This is a genomic window from Agriterribacter sp. (genome assembly GCF_035444585.1).
Lineage (GTDB): Bacteria > Bacteroidota > Bacteroidia > Chitinophagales > Chitinophagaceae > Agriterribacter.
Genome location: NZ_DAOMOZ010000094.1, coordinates 1 through 17,432 on the forward strand (window position 1 = coordinate 1; position 17,432 = coordinate 17,432).

Annotated in this window: 12 protein-coding genes and 1 pseudogene; 2 read left to right on the forward strand and 11 right to left on the reverse strand. The window is 46.4% G+C overall.

Annotation, left to right across the window (positions count from 1 at the left end):
• Nucleotides 1-235 precede the first annotated feature (235 nt).
• On the forward strand, nucleotides 236-2,500 hold the full coding sequence (locus tag PLH26_RS11530; protein WP_324586170.1) for an aconitate hydratase: 2,265 nt from the start codon (nucleotides 236-238) through the stop codon (nucleotides 2,498-2,500).
• Between the two features lie 86 nt (nucleotides 2,501-2,586).
• Here the strand turns inward: PLH26_RS11530 and PLH26_RS11535 are convergent, their stop codons facing one another.
• Entirely contained in the window at nucleotides 2,587-3,888 is a 1,302-nt protein-coding gene (locus tag PLH26_RS11535) for an amidohydrolase (protein ID WP_324586171.1), read from the reverse strand.
• Between the two features lie 73 nt (nucleotides 3,889-3,961).
• On the opposite strand from PLH26_RS11535, the gene PLH26_RS11540 reads away from it, so the two are divergent.
• Nucleotides 3,962-5,071, forward strand: coding sequence for an acyl-CoA dehydrogenase family protein (locus PLH26_RS11540; RefSeq protein WP_324586172.1), 1,110 nt, complete (start codon nucleotides 3,962-3,964; stop codon nucleotides 5,069-5,071).
• 67 nt (nucleotides 5,072-5,138) lie between these two features.
• On the opposite strand, the gene PLH26_RS11545 is transcribed toward PLH26_RS11540, so the two are convergent.
• From PLH26_RS11545 to PLH26_RS11590, 10 genes and pseudogenes are all read right to left on the reverse strand, one after another.
• Nucleotides 5,139-5,999, reverse strand: coding sequence for a glycerophosphodiester phosphodiesterase family protein (locus PLH26_RS11545; RefSeq protein ID WP_324586173.1), 861 nt, complete (start codon nucleotides 5,997-5,999; stop codon nucleotides 5,139-5,141).
• A 275-nt stretch (nucleotides 6,000-6,274) separates the two neighbouring features.
• Entirely contained in the window at nucleotides 6,275-7,228 is a 954-nt protein-coding gene (locus PLH26_RS11550) for an SMP-30/gluconolactonase/LRE family protein (protein WP_324586174.1), read from the reverse strand.
• A gap of 32 nt (nucleotides 7,229-7,260) precedes the next feature.
• Nucleotides 7,261-8,277 (reverse strand): zinc-binding alcohol dehydrogenase family protein, encoded by a 1,017-nt coding sequence (locus PLH26_RS11555; RefSeq protein WP_324586175.1) that lies wholly within the window; start codon nucleotides 8,275-8,277, stop codon nucleotides 7,261-7,263.
• Between the two features lie 58 nt (nucleotides 8,278-8,335).
• Nucleotides 8,336-8,797, reverse strand: a complete 462-nt coding sequence (gene tnpA, locus PLH26_RS11560; RefSeq protein ID WP_324586176.1) for an IS200/IS605 family transposase — start codon at nucleotides 8,795-8,797, stop codon at nucleotides 8,336-8,338.
• Nucleotides 8,798-9,399: 602 nt separating this feature from the next.
• Nucleotides 9,400-11,598, reverse strand: coding sequence for an alpha/beta hydrolase family protein (locus PLH26_RS11565; protein ID WP_324586177.1), 2,199 nt, complete (start codon nucleotides 11,596-11,598; stop codon nucleotides 9,400-9,402).
• Nucleotides 11,599-11,779: 181 nt separating this feature from the next.
• On the reverse strand, nucleotides 11,780-13,168 hold the full coding sequence (locus PLH26_RS11570; RefSeq protein WP_324586178.1) for a di-heme oxidoreductase family protein: 1,389 nt from the start codon (nucleotides 13,166-13,168) through the stop codon (nucleotides 11,780-11,782).
• A gap of 162 nt (nucleotides 13,169-13,330) precedes the next feature.
• The gene (locus PLH26_RS11575) at nucleotides 13,331-14,407 is read right to left on the reverse strand and encodes an imelysin family protein (RefSeq protein WP_324586179.1); all 1,077 of its coding nucleotides are present in this window, start codon (nucleotides 14,405-14,407) and stop codon (nucleotides 13,331-13,333) included.
• 12 nt (nucleotides 14,408-14,419) lie between these two features.
• Entirely contained in the window at nucleotides 14,420-14,842 is a 423-nt protein-coding gene (locus PLH26_RS11580) for a QcrA and Rieske domain-containing protein (protein WP_324586180.1), read from the reverse strand.
• 1 nt (nucleotide 14,843) lies between these two features.
• Nucleotides 14,844-16,094, reverse strand: a complete 1,251-nt coding sequence (locus tag PLH26_RS11585; RefSeq protein ID WP_324586181.1) for a porin family protein — start codon at nucleotides 16,092-16,094, stop codon at nucleotides 14,844-14,846.
• A 121-nt stretch (nucleotides 16,095-16,215) separates the two neighbouring features.
• A pseudogene (locus PLH26_RS11590) lies at nucleotides 16,216-16,983 on the reverse strand (outer membrane beta-barrel family protein); the annotation flags it as partial.
• Between the last annotated feature and the right edge of the window lie 449 nt (nucleotides 16,984-17,432).

A 17,432-nucleotide genomic window follows, 5' to 3' on the forward strand; every position in this document is an offset into this window, starting at 1 on the left:
CACCTGCCATTCAATAAAGTGCTTGAACTTATTCATACTGCTAAATTATAAAAAATAAATAACGGTATTGTAAATGCCTTGTTATGAAACCGGCCTTTTTTCGATAATTTTGCCGGGCTTTTTGATAGCCATCACACACGTGCCGGCGTTATATTAATGAGAAGGCAAAGGTGAAACCAGATTCCCGGCCGGTAATACATTCAATACGTCAACCACCTAAAAACAGATATATACTATGATTTTTGATCTCGATCTCATTAAAAAAACCTATGCCGGAATGCCCGCTAAGATTGAAGCTGCACGTACGCTCACCGGAACACCGCTCACACTCGCAGAAAAGATATTATACGCTCACCTGTATGAGCCCCCTGCCCGCGCATATGAAAGAGGAAAAGATTATGTTGATTTTGCACCCGACCGCGTAGCCATGCAGGATGCTACTGCTCAAATGGCTTTACTGCAGTTCATGACCTGCGGCAGAAGCACCGTGGCGGTTCCCTCTACCGTTCACTGCGACCACCTGATACAGGCTAAAGTGGGCGCAGCCCAGGACCTGAAAACGGCAGTAGACGTAAATAAAGAAGTATATGATTTCCTTGCTTCCATTTCCAATAAATATGGCATCGGCTTCTGGAAAGCCGGCGCAGGTATCATTCACCAGGTTGTGCTTGAAAACTACGCTTTTCCCGGGGGCATGATGATCGGAACAGACTCGCATACACCCAATGCCGGGGGACTGGGCATGGTAGCCATTGGCGTGGGTGGCGCCGACGCGGTAGATGTAATGGCCGGTTTGCCCTGGGAACTAAAAATGCCCAAACTGATCGGTATAAAACTTACCGGCAAATTGAGCGGCTGGGCCTCCCCTAAAGATGTAATATTAAAAGTGGCCGGCATACTTACCGTAAAAGGCGGTACAGGCGCTATTGTTGAATATTTCGGAGAAGGCGCCGAAAGCCTCAGCGCTACCGGCAAAGGAACGATATGCAATATGGGCGCCGAAATTGGCGCCACCTGCTCCATATTTACATACGATGAAAAAATGGCCGCTTACCTCAGGGCAACAGAACGTGAAGAAGTGGCGGCGCTGGCCGATGGCATTAAAGAGCATTTGCGCCCCGATCCTGAAGTATATGCCAACCCCGAAAAATATTATGACCAGGTCATAGAAATCAACCTAAGCGAACTGGAACCCTATGTAAACGGACCCTTTACTCCCGATCTGGCCTGGCCCATCGGTAAATTTGCCGACGCTGTAAAAGCCAATCAATGGCCCGAAAAATTAGAAGTGGCGCTGATCGGCTCCTGTACCAACTCTTCATATGAAGACATCAGCCGCTCTGCCTCCCTGGCACAGCAGGCCGTTGATAAAAAATTAAAGACAAGAGCCGAATTTACCATAACACCCGGCAGTGAAATGGTTCGTTATACCATTGAAAAAGACGGCTTTTTAAAAACATTCGACAAAATAGGCGGCGTGGTTTTGGCCAATGCCTGCGGCCCCTGCATCGGGCAATGGGCGCGTCATATTGACGATCCCAACCGCAAAAACTCCATCATCACCTCATTTAACCGCAATTTTGCCAAACGCAATGACGGCCTGGCCAGCACACATGCTTTTGTTGCCTCCCCCGAAATCGTTACGGCTTTCGCCATCGCCGGCGATCTTACTTTTAACCCTTTAAAAGATAAGCTCAAAAATGAAAATGGCGAGGAAGTGATGCTGGATGAGCCAACCGGGGTAGAACTGCCTCCCAAAGGGTTTTCCGTGGAAGATCCGGGTTATGAAGCTCCTGCCAAAGACGGCAGTAAGGTAGAGGTTATTGTAAACCCCGACTCACAGCGCCTGCAGTTGCTTGCTCCTTTTGCCCCCTGGGAAGGGACAGACCTGAAAGGGCTGAAACTTTTAATCAAAGCAAAAGGAAAATGCACTACCGATCATATTTCGATGGCCGGTCCCTGGTTAAAGTTCAGGGGGCATTTGGATAACATCAGCAACAATATGCTCATCGGCGCCATCAATTTTTACAATGAAAAAACAGATACCGTAAAAAACCAGTTAACGGAACAATACGGACCCGTTCCGGCGACCGCCAGGGCCTATAAAGCGGCAGGTATTGGAACGATAGTGGTGGGCGATGAAAATTACGGAGAGGGTTCTAGCAGGGAACACGCTGCCATGGAACCCCGGCACCTTGGTGTTCGTGCCATTGTTGTCAGGAGCTTTGCCCGTATACATGAAACCAATCTGAAAAAGCAGGGTATGCTGGCGCTTACTTTTGCCAATAAGGAAGATTACGATAAGATCCGGGAAGACGATTCTATTGATATTACAGGGCTCACCGGCTTTGCTCCCGGCAAACCGCTTACATTGGTATTGCACCACGCCAACGGCACTGCCGATAATATAACGGTTAACCATACCTACAACCAGCAGCAGATCCAGTGGTTTAAGGAAGGTGGCGCACTGAATGTGATCAGGAAGCAGTTTGCGAAATAATGGTGAGGACATGAGAGAGGTGAAAGCGTACTGCCGTTTCACGTCTGACGTCTGTCGTTTCACTTTATTGGGTTCCTGCCATTTGTTTATTTGGTATGTTGCCTCCCATAATCAAACACTATATTGCAAAATGCTTTCACTCCCGTATCCAGCATACTGTCGTCAATATAAAAATCGGGCGTATGGTGGGGCGCTGCTTTTTTAAGATCCTGTCCCGCCGGCATGCCGCCCAGAAAGAAAAAGAATGACGGCGCCCTGTCGCCGAAGAATGAAAAATCCTCAGCGCCTGTTGTCCATTCCGTTTCATATACTTTTCCTTTGCCGGCAGCGGCTTCCAGCGAGGGAAGCATGCGCTTTACAAGAGCCGGATCGTTATAGGTAACTTTGGTTTTGTTATCAATGCTTACTTCCACCGTGGCGCCGCCCGCGGCGGCAATATGGCCCGCTGTATTGCGAATGCGCTCATGCACATCCTTATGCATTTCTTCGTCAAGCGTTCTGATCGTTCCTTCCATCACCAGCTCTTCGGGAATGATATTGCTCCTTACCCCGCCGTGAATTTTTCCGACGGTAATTACTACCGGCGCTTTGGTAAGATCCTGCTGGCGGCTCACAATGGTTTGCAACCCCTGGATAATTTGCGCCGCAATTACCACAGGGTCAACCCCACCCCATGGTTGTGAACCATGCGATTGTTTTCCCTTTACTTTGATGGTAAACCAGTCGCTTGCGGCCATTTCAGCGCCCGGCTTGTATTTTATTTCCCCAACAGGCGTTGCCGAATTGATATGCAATCCAAAAATGGCATCCACTTTCGGGTTATCCATTACGCCTTCTTTGATCATCAATGGCGCTCCGCCTTCTTCATCGCCGGGAGGCCCTTCCTCAGCAGGCTGAAAGATAAATTTTACTGTTCCCGCTATATCTTTTTTCATGGAACTCAATACCGATGCAGTGCCCATTAATATGGCCATATGCGCATCGTGCCCACAGGCATGCATAACCGATACTTTTTCTCCCAGGTACTCACCTTCCGTTTTCGAGGCAAAAGGAACATCCACTCTTTCTTTAACCGGCAGGGCATCCATATCGGCTCTCAAAGCAACAACAGGGCCGGGCTTCCCGCCTTTTAAAATACCCACTACGCCGGTTTTGGCAATGCCGGTCTGGACCTCCAGTCCCAGTTTTTTCAAATGCGCGGCAATGTACTCCGCCGTTTTAAATTCCCTGTTCGACAATTCGGGATGCTGGTGCAGGTATCTTCTCCATTGTATCAGCTCAGGGAGAATAGCATTTGCTTTACCGGCGATCTGCGTTTTAATGTCCTGTGCAGGGAGCATTGCATAACTTGCGGCGGTTAGCATTACCAGGAGAAAATATTTTTTCATGCCTTGCTTTTAATATTCTGAAAGTAAGATTTTTTCACCAGTTGACACAGGTCATCTACCTTTGAATACAATAATGTTTACAGGTAAAATTTCTTCGCAGCTGGTGGCTGCCGGATCCGTTGACACGATCAGGCGTTATGCCGCAGCGGCAGAGCAGTTGGGGCAACTGCACCCGCAACAATTAAAATTGATTTTTGAGCAAAACTGGTTCAACCTTTTCGTGCCCCGTTCCATGGGTGGACTGGAATTGCAGCTACCGGAAGCAGTGCGTTTACAGGAAGCGCTGGCCCTGGCCGATGGCAGCGTGGGCTGGACGGTAACCCTGTGCAGCGGAGCCAACTGGTTTATCGGATTCCTTGATAAACAGGCAGCTTCCTCCTTCTTTTCAGATAAGCAGGTATGCCTTGCCGGTAGTGGAGCCGCGTCCGGGAAAGCTGCAGTTGCCGAAAACGGTTACCTAATAAACGGTCACTGGAAATATGCCACCGGCGCCCCATATGCCACAGCATTTACGGCCAACTGCGTGATTGAAAAAAACGGTGCGCCTGTGCTGAAAGAGGATGGATCTCCGCTTACCGGGTCTTTTATTTTTAAGAAAGAAGAAGTTACCCTACACAACGACTGGAATACCACAGGTATGAAAGCCACTGCAAGCCAGGCTTTCAGCGTGGAGGCACTGGCGGTGCCCGGGGAAAGATGCTTTATCATTGACAGGGAATATGCCTTGTTACCCGACCCGGTTTTTTATTTTCCTTTTCTATCCTTTGCTGAAGTTACGCTTACAGCCAACTATTCGGGCATGGCTTTTCATTTTACAGACCTTTGTAAAGCATTATTTGAAGACCGCATTAAACGGCATGGATACAATATAACGGAAGCCTGTGAAATGCTCGAAACACTGGCAAGAAGCAAAAGCAGGCTGGAAGATGCCCGGCAGGTTTTTTATGAAGTGCTGGAAAAAACATGGGCAAATGGTTGCGGGGAAAAGCAATGGAGCGCTTCTTCTGTTAATAGCCTGGGAGAAGCATGCAGATCACTGGTTAAATTGTCACGCAGGGCTGTAGATGAGCTCTACCCTTATTGCGGAATGGCGGCATCGGACCAGAACTCGGAAATTAACCGGGTGTGGAGGGATTTTCATACAGCAAGCCTGCATGGGATATTTACTTTTGGATGCGGGTAGGAATTTTTGATTTGTGATTTGATCCGCGGTCTGACACTCCTTTGTCGCGTACCGACCGCTGTATTCATCACCGGTGTAACCCTCTTGCCTTCAGGTAAGCGATCAACTCTTCCGGGAAATTTGTTTGTATAATATTGGTATGGTGCATGCGCAGCAAGGCATCAAAACCGCTATTCTTTTCCTCTGCTTCCAGTTTTTCATATTTCCCCAATGCATTCATCCAGAGCCTTATGCCTTTGCCGCGGATAACGCCCATCAGGGAATCGGAGTAAAACTTATCATCGGCGTGGATCACCGGCACTTCAATCCCCTGGTTAAATATGCCATCCACATCTTCTTTGCTGTAGGCACGGGTCATGAATTGTATTTTTTTATTCATCCTGCGCAGGGCAGGCGCATCCTTATAATCGTACAAAAAAAACAGCGACTGCTTTTCCATTTTTGTTTTTCTCAGTAGCCGGGCTGTAGATTTGGCTGCTCTTTTACCGTCGGCCTTATAATCAATATCAAGCATCGCTTTCCCTTTCACCAATTCAAGCACTTCTTTAAAAGTCGGGATTTTTTCTGAAGTGGGTTCACCATCATGCAAAAGAAAAAACTGCTGCAGTTCGGCATAGGTCTTTTCAGCCACCAGCCCTTTCCCTGTAGTGGTTCGGTCAATGGTTTTGTCGTGCATAATGATGAGCACGCCATCCTTTGTTTCCCTTATGTCTGTTTCAATAATGTCCACACCGAGCCGTATGGCTTCTTTCATGGCAGCAACCGAATTTTCGGGATAAGCAGTATGCGCTGCCCTGTGAGCGGCTACCAGTACCCTGTCGGGACGGTTGTAAAAATCATTAAGAATACTGTCGAGATTAGATTGCGCCGCAACAACAATGGTAACCAATAGTGCAGTGAACGACAATATTATGCGTTTGTAATGCATATTTTAAGATCATTTAAATAAAGTCCGAAACCTGAATCATCAGAAATACAAAGAAACCAAATCACAAAAGACAAATAAAAATTAAAAATCAAATTTGAAGAGGAAATTTGGAATAAAATCTGCCCGCCATGGATACAAAACCATTCCGTTACTTCTAATGAATGTATAAAATACAGCCATCAGGCTGAAGAAATATATCCGGCTGCAGTACCTTCGGCAGTCTAAGCCACCTCACACCCCATACCTTACACCTCTTACCTCCTGCAACCTGCAATCTATCTCCCCCCCCTCACCCGCATCTGTAAAGTATACACCGATTCCGATGCTGTAATGAACAATGTCTTCCGGTCTTTCCCTCCAAAACAAACATTGCCCACCCAATCCGAAGGGACAGGAATATTACCGATTTTCGTTCCCGATGCATCATACACAGTTACACCTTTGCCCGTAATGTACAGGTTGCCTTTGCCGTCGAGCGTCATCCCGTCTGAACCCTGCGGTACAAAAAGCTGCCGGTTGCTTAAACTGCCGTCTTTGTTTATTTGATATCTGTAGGTTTTACCGGCGCCTATATCGGCTACATACAACCACCTGCCATCGGGCGTGCCGGTAATGCCGTTCGGACGTACAAAGTCAGCGTCTGCTACAATAGCTTCCTGCGCTCCTTTGGCCAGGTAATACAGTTGCTGTGCATCCATATCCGGTTGCTTTCTTTCCCAGTAATCTCTCTGGTAATAAGGATCGGTAAAATATATACCTCCTTTTTTGTCAATCCATAAATCATTGGGGCCATTGAACCGAATGCCGTTGAAACCATCCAGCAATACGGTAACCTTTTTATCAGGATCAATGGACCATAATTCATTTCTTTCATCGGCACAGGCAATTAAATTCCCGTTCTTGTCAAAATATAAGCCGTTGGATCGGCCGGATCTATCCATGAATACAGACAGGTTCCCCTCTGTGTCGTACTTCCATATTTTATCGTTGGGCTGGTCGGTAAAAAATATATTTCCTTTTTTATCCGCAGCAGGGCCTTCGGTAAAACGGAACCGATCAGATACTTTTTGCAGCACTGCACCGGGCTCGATGAGCTTGGCCAGGTCAACATTGGTATCTGCCTGTGAAGTTGATGTTGCCGGAATAATATCCTTTCCGGTTTGCTGTTTTTCCATTGCTATCACAACGCCGGAAATAAAAATACCTGCAACAAGAATAGCTTTTATCATGGCCGGATGTTTTTATTGATACGATGCGCAATTTAATCCTTTTCAACCATTGCCTTTATTACGCCCGCAGATGGATCAAGCCACTCCTCAAAAATATCTTTTACGGCATCAAACTGCGCCCGGTGAGTGATATACCGGAGCGGACTGATCAACCCGGCTTTTATTGTATGGATAACATGCTCAAAATCCTGGCGGGTTGCATTTCGACTACTCATTAATGTTGTCTCGCGTTTATGAAATTCAGGATGGCTGAGGCAGAATTCCTCCCGCTGCAGCCCGATCAGCACATAGCGGCCGCCATGCGCCAGGTATTGCAGCCCGCTATTGATCGCTTTGCGGTTACCCGTTGCATCAATAACCACGGTGGGCATATCACCATTTGTTATTTCTTCCAAGCGTTTTATTGCATCTTCTTCAGATGGGTTTATTGTATACGGAATGTTCATGCTGTTTTTGCAAAATGCAAGTCTCGTTTCATTAAAATCCATTGCAATCACATTGGCGCCGGCTATCCGTGCAAATTCCATCGTGCCCAACCCTATGGGCCCTGCGCCAACCACCAGCACAAACTCATCTTTCATAATACCTGCCCTCCGTATGCCGTGCGCCCCGATAGCCAAAGGTTCTACCAGCGCCAGTTCGTCATATCCCAGTCCTTCACTTTTTACCAGGGTTGCTTCAGGTACAGATAAGTAGTCTGCCATCCCGCCATCCACATGTACGCCGCACACCTGTATGGTTGCGCAGCAATTGGGTTTGCCGTTGCGGCAGGCTATGCATGTACCGCAACTGAAATAGGGAATAAAGGTCAGTGTTTCGCCGGGCACAAACCCTATAGGTCCATCCGCATCCAGCAGGTCGGCGGCCAATTCATGTCCCAGTATTCTTGGATAATTAAAATAGGGCTGGGTTCCCCGGTAGGCGTGCAAATCGGTGCCGCAAATGCCAATGCGTTTTATTTTAAGGATGGCATGTCCCGGCTGCAATACCGGTGCAGGCACATCATTGTATTCAAAAGTTCCGGGGCGGCTGCATATCAATGCTTTCATTGCAGCAAGGTATTTCTATTTTTTTTAAAACTACTGCCCGCTCATCAGGAAAGTTGTGCTACGCGAGCTCTTTAAAAAGGTATTGTTCATCATAGTCTACTTCAAACAACTGTAGCATTTTTCTATATTCATCCAAAAATGTTTCTTTACGGTGATGAATTTCCTGGTTTTGGATATAACGTATTACATCAGGCACATGACTTTTTGAATAGGAAAATGCACCATATCCTTCTTGCCAGTTAAAAGGACCCTTGCAAAAATTTTTTGCTTTTACCCACTTACTGCTTTCTGTTTTTACATTTTGAACCAATGCGGAGATGGATTGATGAGGCCGCATTCCAATAAAAATATGAATGTGATCAGGCATACTATTTATTTGCAGCATCTTATGATTATTCTGCTGAAAAATACCGGTTATATATTTATGTAGATCTTCTTTCCATTCTCTATGTATTAGCCCGGCGCGATATTTTACGGCAAATACAAGCTGAATATGTAATTTGAAATAAGTGTTTGGCATAGATCTTTTTTAATAGTTAATTATTTATAGGATCAGGAAGGCTGTTCGCAAAAAATAGTAGTAATAATTTGAATTGTTTTCTTAGTCCCATCGGGACTTTTGGTGGGTAGGAGATTCGGGAGAAATACCATAAAAACGTTCCTTGGGAACGTTTGGTGCTATTGCAATTAAATCATCAAAGGCATAAAGTAACAGCACCTTCAATGACAAGATTTGCGAACAAAATGCCTAATCCTTATTATTCATTTAAATGTAAGATAATTACACCAAACGTTCCTACGGAACGAGCTCTCATTTCCACATTTACTACCCATAAAATGTTCCTATGGAACATAAAGCGTTCCTGCAAAAAATCATCGCCACGAAAAGTATTAATCAGAAACACCCTCTGTAGCGTTAATCAATAAACAAACCTTTTAATTACTTATAAGGATTTTAATGTGAATAGCCACCCAATTCAATTCCTCCGGGGGGTTGAAGAAACTACATCTCTAATAATCCCGGTTGAAGCCTGGGCTATTCATATTAAAGTCCTTCAGGCTTTTCCGGTATCATAAAGTTGAGCCCTGATTTGCATAACCGGTTTCCCGGGTTACCCATTCCTATTCTATCCATCCCCCGTACAGATCAGCATTTTTACCCGTTGGCTTACCCGGTATAATGCGGAGCTGCCCGCCTGCATTTTTATGCCCGTAAGCCGTTTTAATGATCGCAAAATCTGCTTCTGCCTCCTCCGGTGTGGGTTCATTTCCCGCGCCATCCGTAGCATGGGCGATCAACAGCTTCCGCGGGGCAAGGCCGGCGGCAAGATCTGGAAGGTCGTAAGCTGTAAGCGCGTTGGGCACCATGCTGTGGATGAAAGCCGGGTTATAGAAACGATGCATTACAATGCTGCGGTAAGAAGTATACGGTTCAATAAGCGCTATGTTGCTGATTGACGGATCAAAAGCCGCGGCATGGAGCAATGCCGGCGCCATCTCTTTCTTGGCAAGACCATAAACGGCCTGCACATTTTTATTGGACTTCAATAACCGGGCAAGTCGTACTACATCACCTGCTCTTACCCCAACAATGCTTTTCCCGATAAGCATGGAAGCGAACCACACATTATAGGAAACGCCTTTAATATAAGAATCTCCTTCAAAAACACCCGCCCCCATTTCCCCCACTCCTATCAGGTCGGGCGCCAGCACCGTAAATCCTTTTTTTACAAACCATTCCATTTCGCCTCCTTCCGCTGCTTCTGCCTGCTTCCCGGATGGATGCAGATACAAAAGCGCTTTATGGCTGGGCTGATCCGGCTTCAGCAACAGGTAAGGGATAATATAATTCCCTTCGCCCTGCAAAAAATATTTTTCTATTGTATAACCATCTCTGCGGAATCGCCCGGTAAAAACAGGCTCATGCGTTTGCAGCGGCGGCACATAACCCGAAAGCTTACGCGCCGACTGTACCGCATTTACCAAATGACTGTTCAATGTATTGCGGGAAGCCTGCAGGCGCTGTTCCAATTGCTCCGCCTGTTTGCGATTCAAACTAAAAACCGTTTCACTTTTCAGTGAGGTAGCTGTTTGGCCCGTTCCGGTTACCTGCAATTCCTGTGCTGTTAATGTATCCGTTTCTTCATCAAGGGAACTGCCGGGATTGTTTAAATGCTTCTGGAAAAAAGCATACATGGCTTCTCTGTTCTTTTGGGTAGATGCATGCGGCGCATCATCTTCCACCATACTAAAATTACCTTCTTTCTTATACGCCTTATAAATACCCGATACTTCTTTTGCTGTTTCCCTTGCACCTTCAATACTGAACATATCGCGGGTGGTGGTGATCATCAATGCAGGCCTGGGCGCCCGTACCAGCAAAAGATCAGCATGGTCTATTCCACGTAAAACCGCATCACCCGGGTTCTGTTCCGCGTCCTGCGGGCCGATGCTTTGAAATATGCGGGAAAGACTGGTAATGTAACATTCCGGGGCGGCGGCTTTTATGCGTTCATCGAATGCTGCAATGTATGCAGATTGCGTACCTCCGCCGGAGCGGCCGGTTATGCCTACCCGTTGTGGATCCACTTCTTTCCTGTCAAGCAAATAATCCACTGCCCTTATACCATCCCATATCATATATTTTGCCTGCGAACTGCCGGTAATGAAAGCCTGCGCACCGGCCCAGGAATGTTCAGCTACCGGGCCGCCTACCAAAGACTTACCGCTTGCTGCATCAAAATATTCAAGACGTTCACCCTGCCCTACCAGGTCAAATGCAAATACAATGAAACCTTTTTTTACAAGATTTAAAATGACGTGCTGGTATACCGTACTCCTGTAACCTTCAGCAGCATGCCCGCTGCAATAAATGACCGCCGGCAGTTTATTCTTCCCGTGTACGGAAGGTATATACAACGATGCAGTAACAAAAAAGCCGGGTTGCGATTCGTATATAATATGTTCTATCCTGTAGCCTTCTTTTTTTAATATTCTTACCGTTTTTGCATTCAGGGCAGTTTTGGGGGGAAATGGGCCTACGAGTTCCTGTAACGATCTGCGTATATATTCCTGCCTTTGCTGCCAGCCGCTCAATGAACGTATCTCCTTTATTGCCGCAGCACGTTTGTCCAGGAGCGCACAGGCCTGCCGGGCAAAATGATGATACAGGGCATTGGGCGCATCACTGAATTCAATCCAGTTGTTCCGTATTACATCATATTCCTTTTGGGCATGCACCTTATCATTTACCAGCACGGCAATGAGCACCAAAATGCAAATGATCTTAAACGGTGATGTGTAATGGTTAAGTTGGGCCACAATTGAAAATTAATAAGAAACGTGAGCTGTCATCTACAGGCAGGCATATCAACACCTGCCGTCTATCAACAGGTAAGCATATATTATTCCTGAAAGTACGAAATACATGGTTAAGTGTTTCGTGCATTCACAAACTACGCCAGAGACCATTGCCGTCTCTTCAACATCGCAATGTATAAGCCTATAACGATTCCAGGAATTTTATTAAAGCGTTCCTTTCCGCCGAGCTCATGGCTTTTACCTTATTACGCGCGGCAAGGGCTTCACCCCCATGCCACATCACGGCTTCGAGCAGGCTCCTGGCACGTCCGTCGTGTAAAAAATTATTGTGCCCGTTTACTTTTTGCGTAAGGCCGATACCCCACAGCGGTGTGGTACGCCATTCATTTCCTGAAGCTTTAAAATCCGGGCGATGGTCTGCCAGGTCATCTCCCATATCGTGCAGCAACAGGTCGGTATAAGGATGTATCAACTGGTTGCTTACTGCCGGAAAAGCAACATTTACTGCCGTTCTTAAATCGGGCACATGACAGTTGGCGCAGCCGGCATTAAGGAACAATTGCTTACCCTGCTTCACAACAGCATCATCAGCATTGCGGCGCGCCGGTACAGCCAGTGTTTTAATATAGAACTCAACACTGTACAACAGGCTGTCGGAGAGCTCGGGGTCATCGGCGGCCTTATCGTATTGCGGCTGCCCCCAGCTGTTCTCCTGAGGAAACACAGTGGTTGTAATACCAATATCTCCATTATAAGCCGCCGCCACCTGCTGCAGGATGGAAGGCTGATTGGCTTTCCACCCAAACCTTCCCAACGTGGTTTGCCGGGTTACATAGTTCCATACATAATTGGGTTTACCGCTGATGCCATCGCCATTTGTATCATTTTCATCCGCTCCTGACAATATATCCGCATCACTAACGGCATCAAGCAGGCCAAGACCAAAAACCGGCGCTGCCACCCGGGGTGAAAGCATGGCATCAGCAGGAAAGGCAGTATAGGTACTGGTTACGGCATAATCGGGGAAGCGAAGCTGGTATGCAGACCCGTCGTCGAACTGAAAGGTTTTTTCCGTGTACTTAATATTTACGTCGGCCTCCTTTACAACATTAACACCGGCGCGATGCTGCAACTGGTCGCCAAAACCCGGTACGGGATTGGGCCCGCCAAATTCATTCTGCCCGGGAATGCTTACCCGAAAAAGCATAAGCACAGACAGCTCTCCCACGCCCGGCACTTTTCCGCGGCCGTCATTGATATGACAGGATGTGCAGGAAACATTGTTAAATATGGGACCAAGCCCCGGGTTTTTAGGAGATGGCGCCGATACAAACGTTGCTTCAAACTGCAGATCGCCAATTTCATGTACCCGCTCTAAGTGTTCCGGTATTACCGGAAATACATGAGTGAAAGCGCTGCTGTTCTGATCGTACACCGTTTGCATCCCACCGCTTCTCCATTCATCATCCGGGTTGGAATAAGTTTTGTCGGATTTTTTACATGCTACCTGTATAAGCACGATGCAGGTGATCAAACAAAAACAAACTGTATATACTTTCGGGATCCTCATATTTTTCTCGTGGGCTCGGTATGCCGGTGCCAGACGTGAAAAGTGAAACGTGAGAAGTGAGAGGTTATACCTTCTCACCTCTGTCGTTTCATCTTTGTAGTTTCACGATAATATACCGACATCATTTGCCCTGCTTAACACTATCTTCTGCAACTTCAACATTTACTGGCCATACTGCTGCAAAAAAGGTTTTAGCTCGCTATCCAGCACCGATGCCAGGTCGTTTATTTTAGCCATGGCATTTTCTACTTTAGGCTTTTGATCAATAATGGCTTCCCCAAAAGGCACGTCAATAGCCGAGAGTGCCGCAACGGCCGTACCGTGAGCTTCTTTGATCTTATTATCAAGCGCCAAATTGTAGTGGCGAACAAGGTCTTCTATGCCTTTTCCGTCATTGATAAATTTACCCTGGTACATATCCATTATGCCTTTTATATTGTTTGTAAAATCTATAATTGAATTTTGGGCAAAGGGGCTTTCTTCCTGTGTGGGATCCTCCAGCTCATAAGGATCTTTCATTTTACCGTTGGCTACTTCATCGCAGATGCCTGCCATGCCATCAACCAGCGCCTCAAAAGCCGCTTTTTTAGTAGGATATTCGGTATTTCCTGCGGCCCCGGCAGTAGCCAACAGGGTAGTATACCCGCCGGTCCAGCTATCCTTTACCTCTTCGCTCAGCTTTTTCAGGTTTTGTGAAAGTCCCAGGAGGTATTCTTTTTCCTTATCTGTAAAGGATGCGGCTGCTTTATCTCCATCCTGGCCCCAAAGCAGGTATTCAATGGGATGAAACCCTTTGAGTGATTCTTCCAGTCCGTCAATATATGCATCATCAAGCGTTGCACCCGATGACAGTATGCTGTTCAGATCATTAAAGTCAACCGGCCAGGTATCAATACGGGGGTCAATCTCATCTACAGCCACGGGACCGACCAGCCAGGCTTCCGAACGTTCCCAGGTTTCCCTGATACTCTTCCATAAAGCACGGCAGCTTGCCAGGTTATCATCTGTAGTGGTTGTATTTAATGTTTGTACGGCCGTTAACAGTTGTCCTGATTTATCTGCCAGGTCCTGGTAGCTGGCCAAACAAACACCGGTAGCTGTGTTAGATAATATCTCTGTATTCAGGGCGGCAGCATCGGTATCGTTGCCGTCATTATTTTTTTTACAGGAAGCTGTTACCAGGAGCGCAGTTCCTCCTATGAAAAACGCAGTTCGTGAAATTACTTTTTTTAAATACATACGCAATATTATTTATGATAAATAAATGATGATGCCGGTGTTATCTGTTGAGGTTTTAAATTGTTTCAAAGGCCTGAGTGCGGGTTCTTTTACTACATTCCCGTTAAAATCGAAGATGCTGCCATGTGCGCTGCAGAAGATCTTTTTATCTGTAGCCGTAAGTCCAACGCCTTCGTGTGTGCAACGCAGGTATAGTGCTTTGTAGGTGGTATCATTTTCCTTAACCAGCAGGATATCGTTTTCAAGCGTTCTGCTTCTCACTATAACATGCATCACCTGTGCGGCAAAGACAGCAGCAGGTACGCTTATTGTATTTCCAACAGGAGTAAGCTTTACCAACGGCAACGCGCTGCCACAACCTTCAAGCAGTAGCCCGGCACCAGCCAGTCCAAAACAGGCAACACAACTTTGCCTGAGAAAAGTTCTTCTCTGCATCTCAAAAATTATAAGCCATACCCACGTTTAAAAAGCCATTGCTTTTATAATAGGGTATTTGTTGTGGAAAAGGAGTAACGATCAGCGCAGGATTGGGCTCACCCGTAATGCGGTGTACATAATCAAGCTTTATTGCCACACCCCTTACCGGTTTATATGTTAATCCTGCTATTATATATTGCTTCCGGTTCACGTCGTTCTGAATGCCGTTATAGGGCAGGCGGGCGCTTAAATCCATGTATTCATATCTTCCGAACGCGATGAGCGACTTTTCACCATGGTGCTTTTTGTAAAACAAATCATACCCTGCTTCTCCATAAGCCCCGTATATCAGCTCAGGTGTATTGCTTGCATACGCTTTATTGATAACCGCAGCATTGCCAATGGAAACAGCACTGGCTATAATGCGTATGTTCCAGCCGTTATGAATATACTGCCCATTCACATCACCCAGTACCACGGCATTGCCGAAGGGACCTGAATTCAACGCCAGGCTATCGGCTACCCTGCCTTCCACAGCGGTTGAACCACCGGCATAAGCGGATAACTGGAAACGGAAGTCATTGATATAATACAACAATGACCCTGTGGCAGCCAGGGCAAGTCCACCCGCTTTTGAACCCAGTTGCCTGCCTTCACGGATACCCGACCCGTTGGTAAATCCGCCGGAGTTAAGCCCGTTGGTCAATGATACGCTGTAATTGAGACCCGGTACGCTTTTTATGGTGCTGTAAAATCCTACTCCAATCTCGCGCCAGGTAGAAGGTATGACCAGTTCCTCCAAAAATGGCCGGTCTACCCCGTTGAACGTTGTTGGCAAATGATTTTCATTGATAAACCCCACACGGGGAATGAACAGTCCTGCTACAATATAGGAGGTGGGATCAAGATTGAATTTTAAAAAGGCCTGCTCCATTGAAATCCCGCCTTTACCGGTTATCCCCTCATCCGAGCCATTGCCCGCCACCAACGCATTTTCCAGCTCCAGCTCGGTAAACAATGATATTCTATTATTGAATTTATGTCCAACAAACAACACCACCCGCCGGAGTGAAGCTTCTGCTGTCTTTTTTTGAAGATCAAGCGCGTATGCGGCTTCACCGTAGCCCGAAAGCACGGTGGCCTGCTCCTTAGATAAAAGCCCGGAATAAAGTGAATCCTCAGCAGTTAAAACCTGCGACCGTGAAGGAGTAGACCAAAATAAGAGTACTGATATGCTGATCAGCATGCATAACCTGCGATAACCTTGCATAAAAAATAGGTAATTGGCCGCAAAGTTGCCTGTATTAACTTTTTTTTACTTACGCAATCGGGAAAAAAGCAGTCCGATAAGATAAAATTTGCAAACTTCTTTATATAATATCAACCGGTCGCTAACCTTTTCCCTGTGTTTTTACATCATTATTAGTGATCCGCTTTCTCTCCTTTTGCTGAAGCAGTCCGCCAAACTCCCAGTTCATCGTAAGCTTAACCGCCCTGTTGAAATAATGGTTATCTGTTCGGGATATAAAAAGCCGGCGGTTCAGCATTTCCGATTCAGGAATAAACCGGTTGAAAAGATTTACGGCTGCCAGTGTGATGGTGAGCCTGGGGTTCTTCAATTCCTTTTTGCCGGCAAAGCTGTAATAATAAACGCCGGTGCGGCTGCCCAATAAAGTAACCGACCGCGTACTGTACTCACCAAAAACCTGCAATGCAAAATGACGGGGCAGCTTACAGGTGGTATTGATACTAAAATCTGCATTCCATCCTGAACGGAATATTGCCAGCGCCTCACTGCTGTAGTTCAGATGACTGATATTTATGTTCCCGTTCAGTGCCCAGCTTGAAGAAAGATTGGCGGTTGAGGAAAGGTTGAGACCAAACTGCCGGTTGCCCGCAAGGTTCTGCTTGCTGGTATACGATATTCCCTGCGCATCCGTTTCCATGAACTCCACTATGGTATTATCCGTTTGCCTGTAGAAAACAGCGGCATGCATAAAAAATTGAGGGCCGGTATTAAGACCATAAGAAAGTTCCGCCTGTCCGGCGATCTCCGGGACAAGCTCAGGATTACCGGATACTATATTTTTGGGGTCGCTGGCATTTACATTAGGGTTCAGATCCCATATATAAGGCCGGGTATAGCTCAGGTTAAAGGTATTGCTTTCATTTGAGCCTTAATTTAAGTATGGCATATACCGCGGCTACATCCTGGCCATACCTGAAATCACCTGAACGCCGGGGCTGCGGCACACGCCAATGAACAATCAGGAAAATATTTTACGAAAAAGGTAAACAAAACAATTGTTTCTGTAATACCGGAACGATCCCCTGAACAGTAAATATCACTGAAGTTATCTTCTCATGCAATTCATTATTACCAATAGCGACAATTGTTTTCCTGATCCGGCATTTTAAAAAAATGAAGGCGGTCTAATTTTAGAGATATTGTTCATTTTTTATTCAAATAAACAATTATGTGCGCATTCATACAGATCATTCAGGACAAACAGGGATACGTGGCCCAATGTGCCTATTGCGAAGCGCTGGAAGTGGTAACGGGCACCAGCATTATCCATCTCTGGTATGATCAATGGAAAAGTTTCCT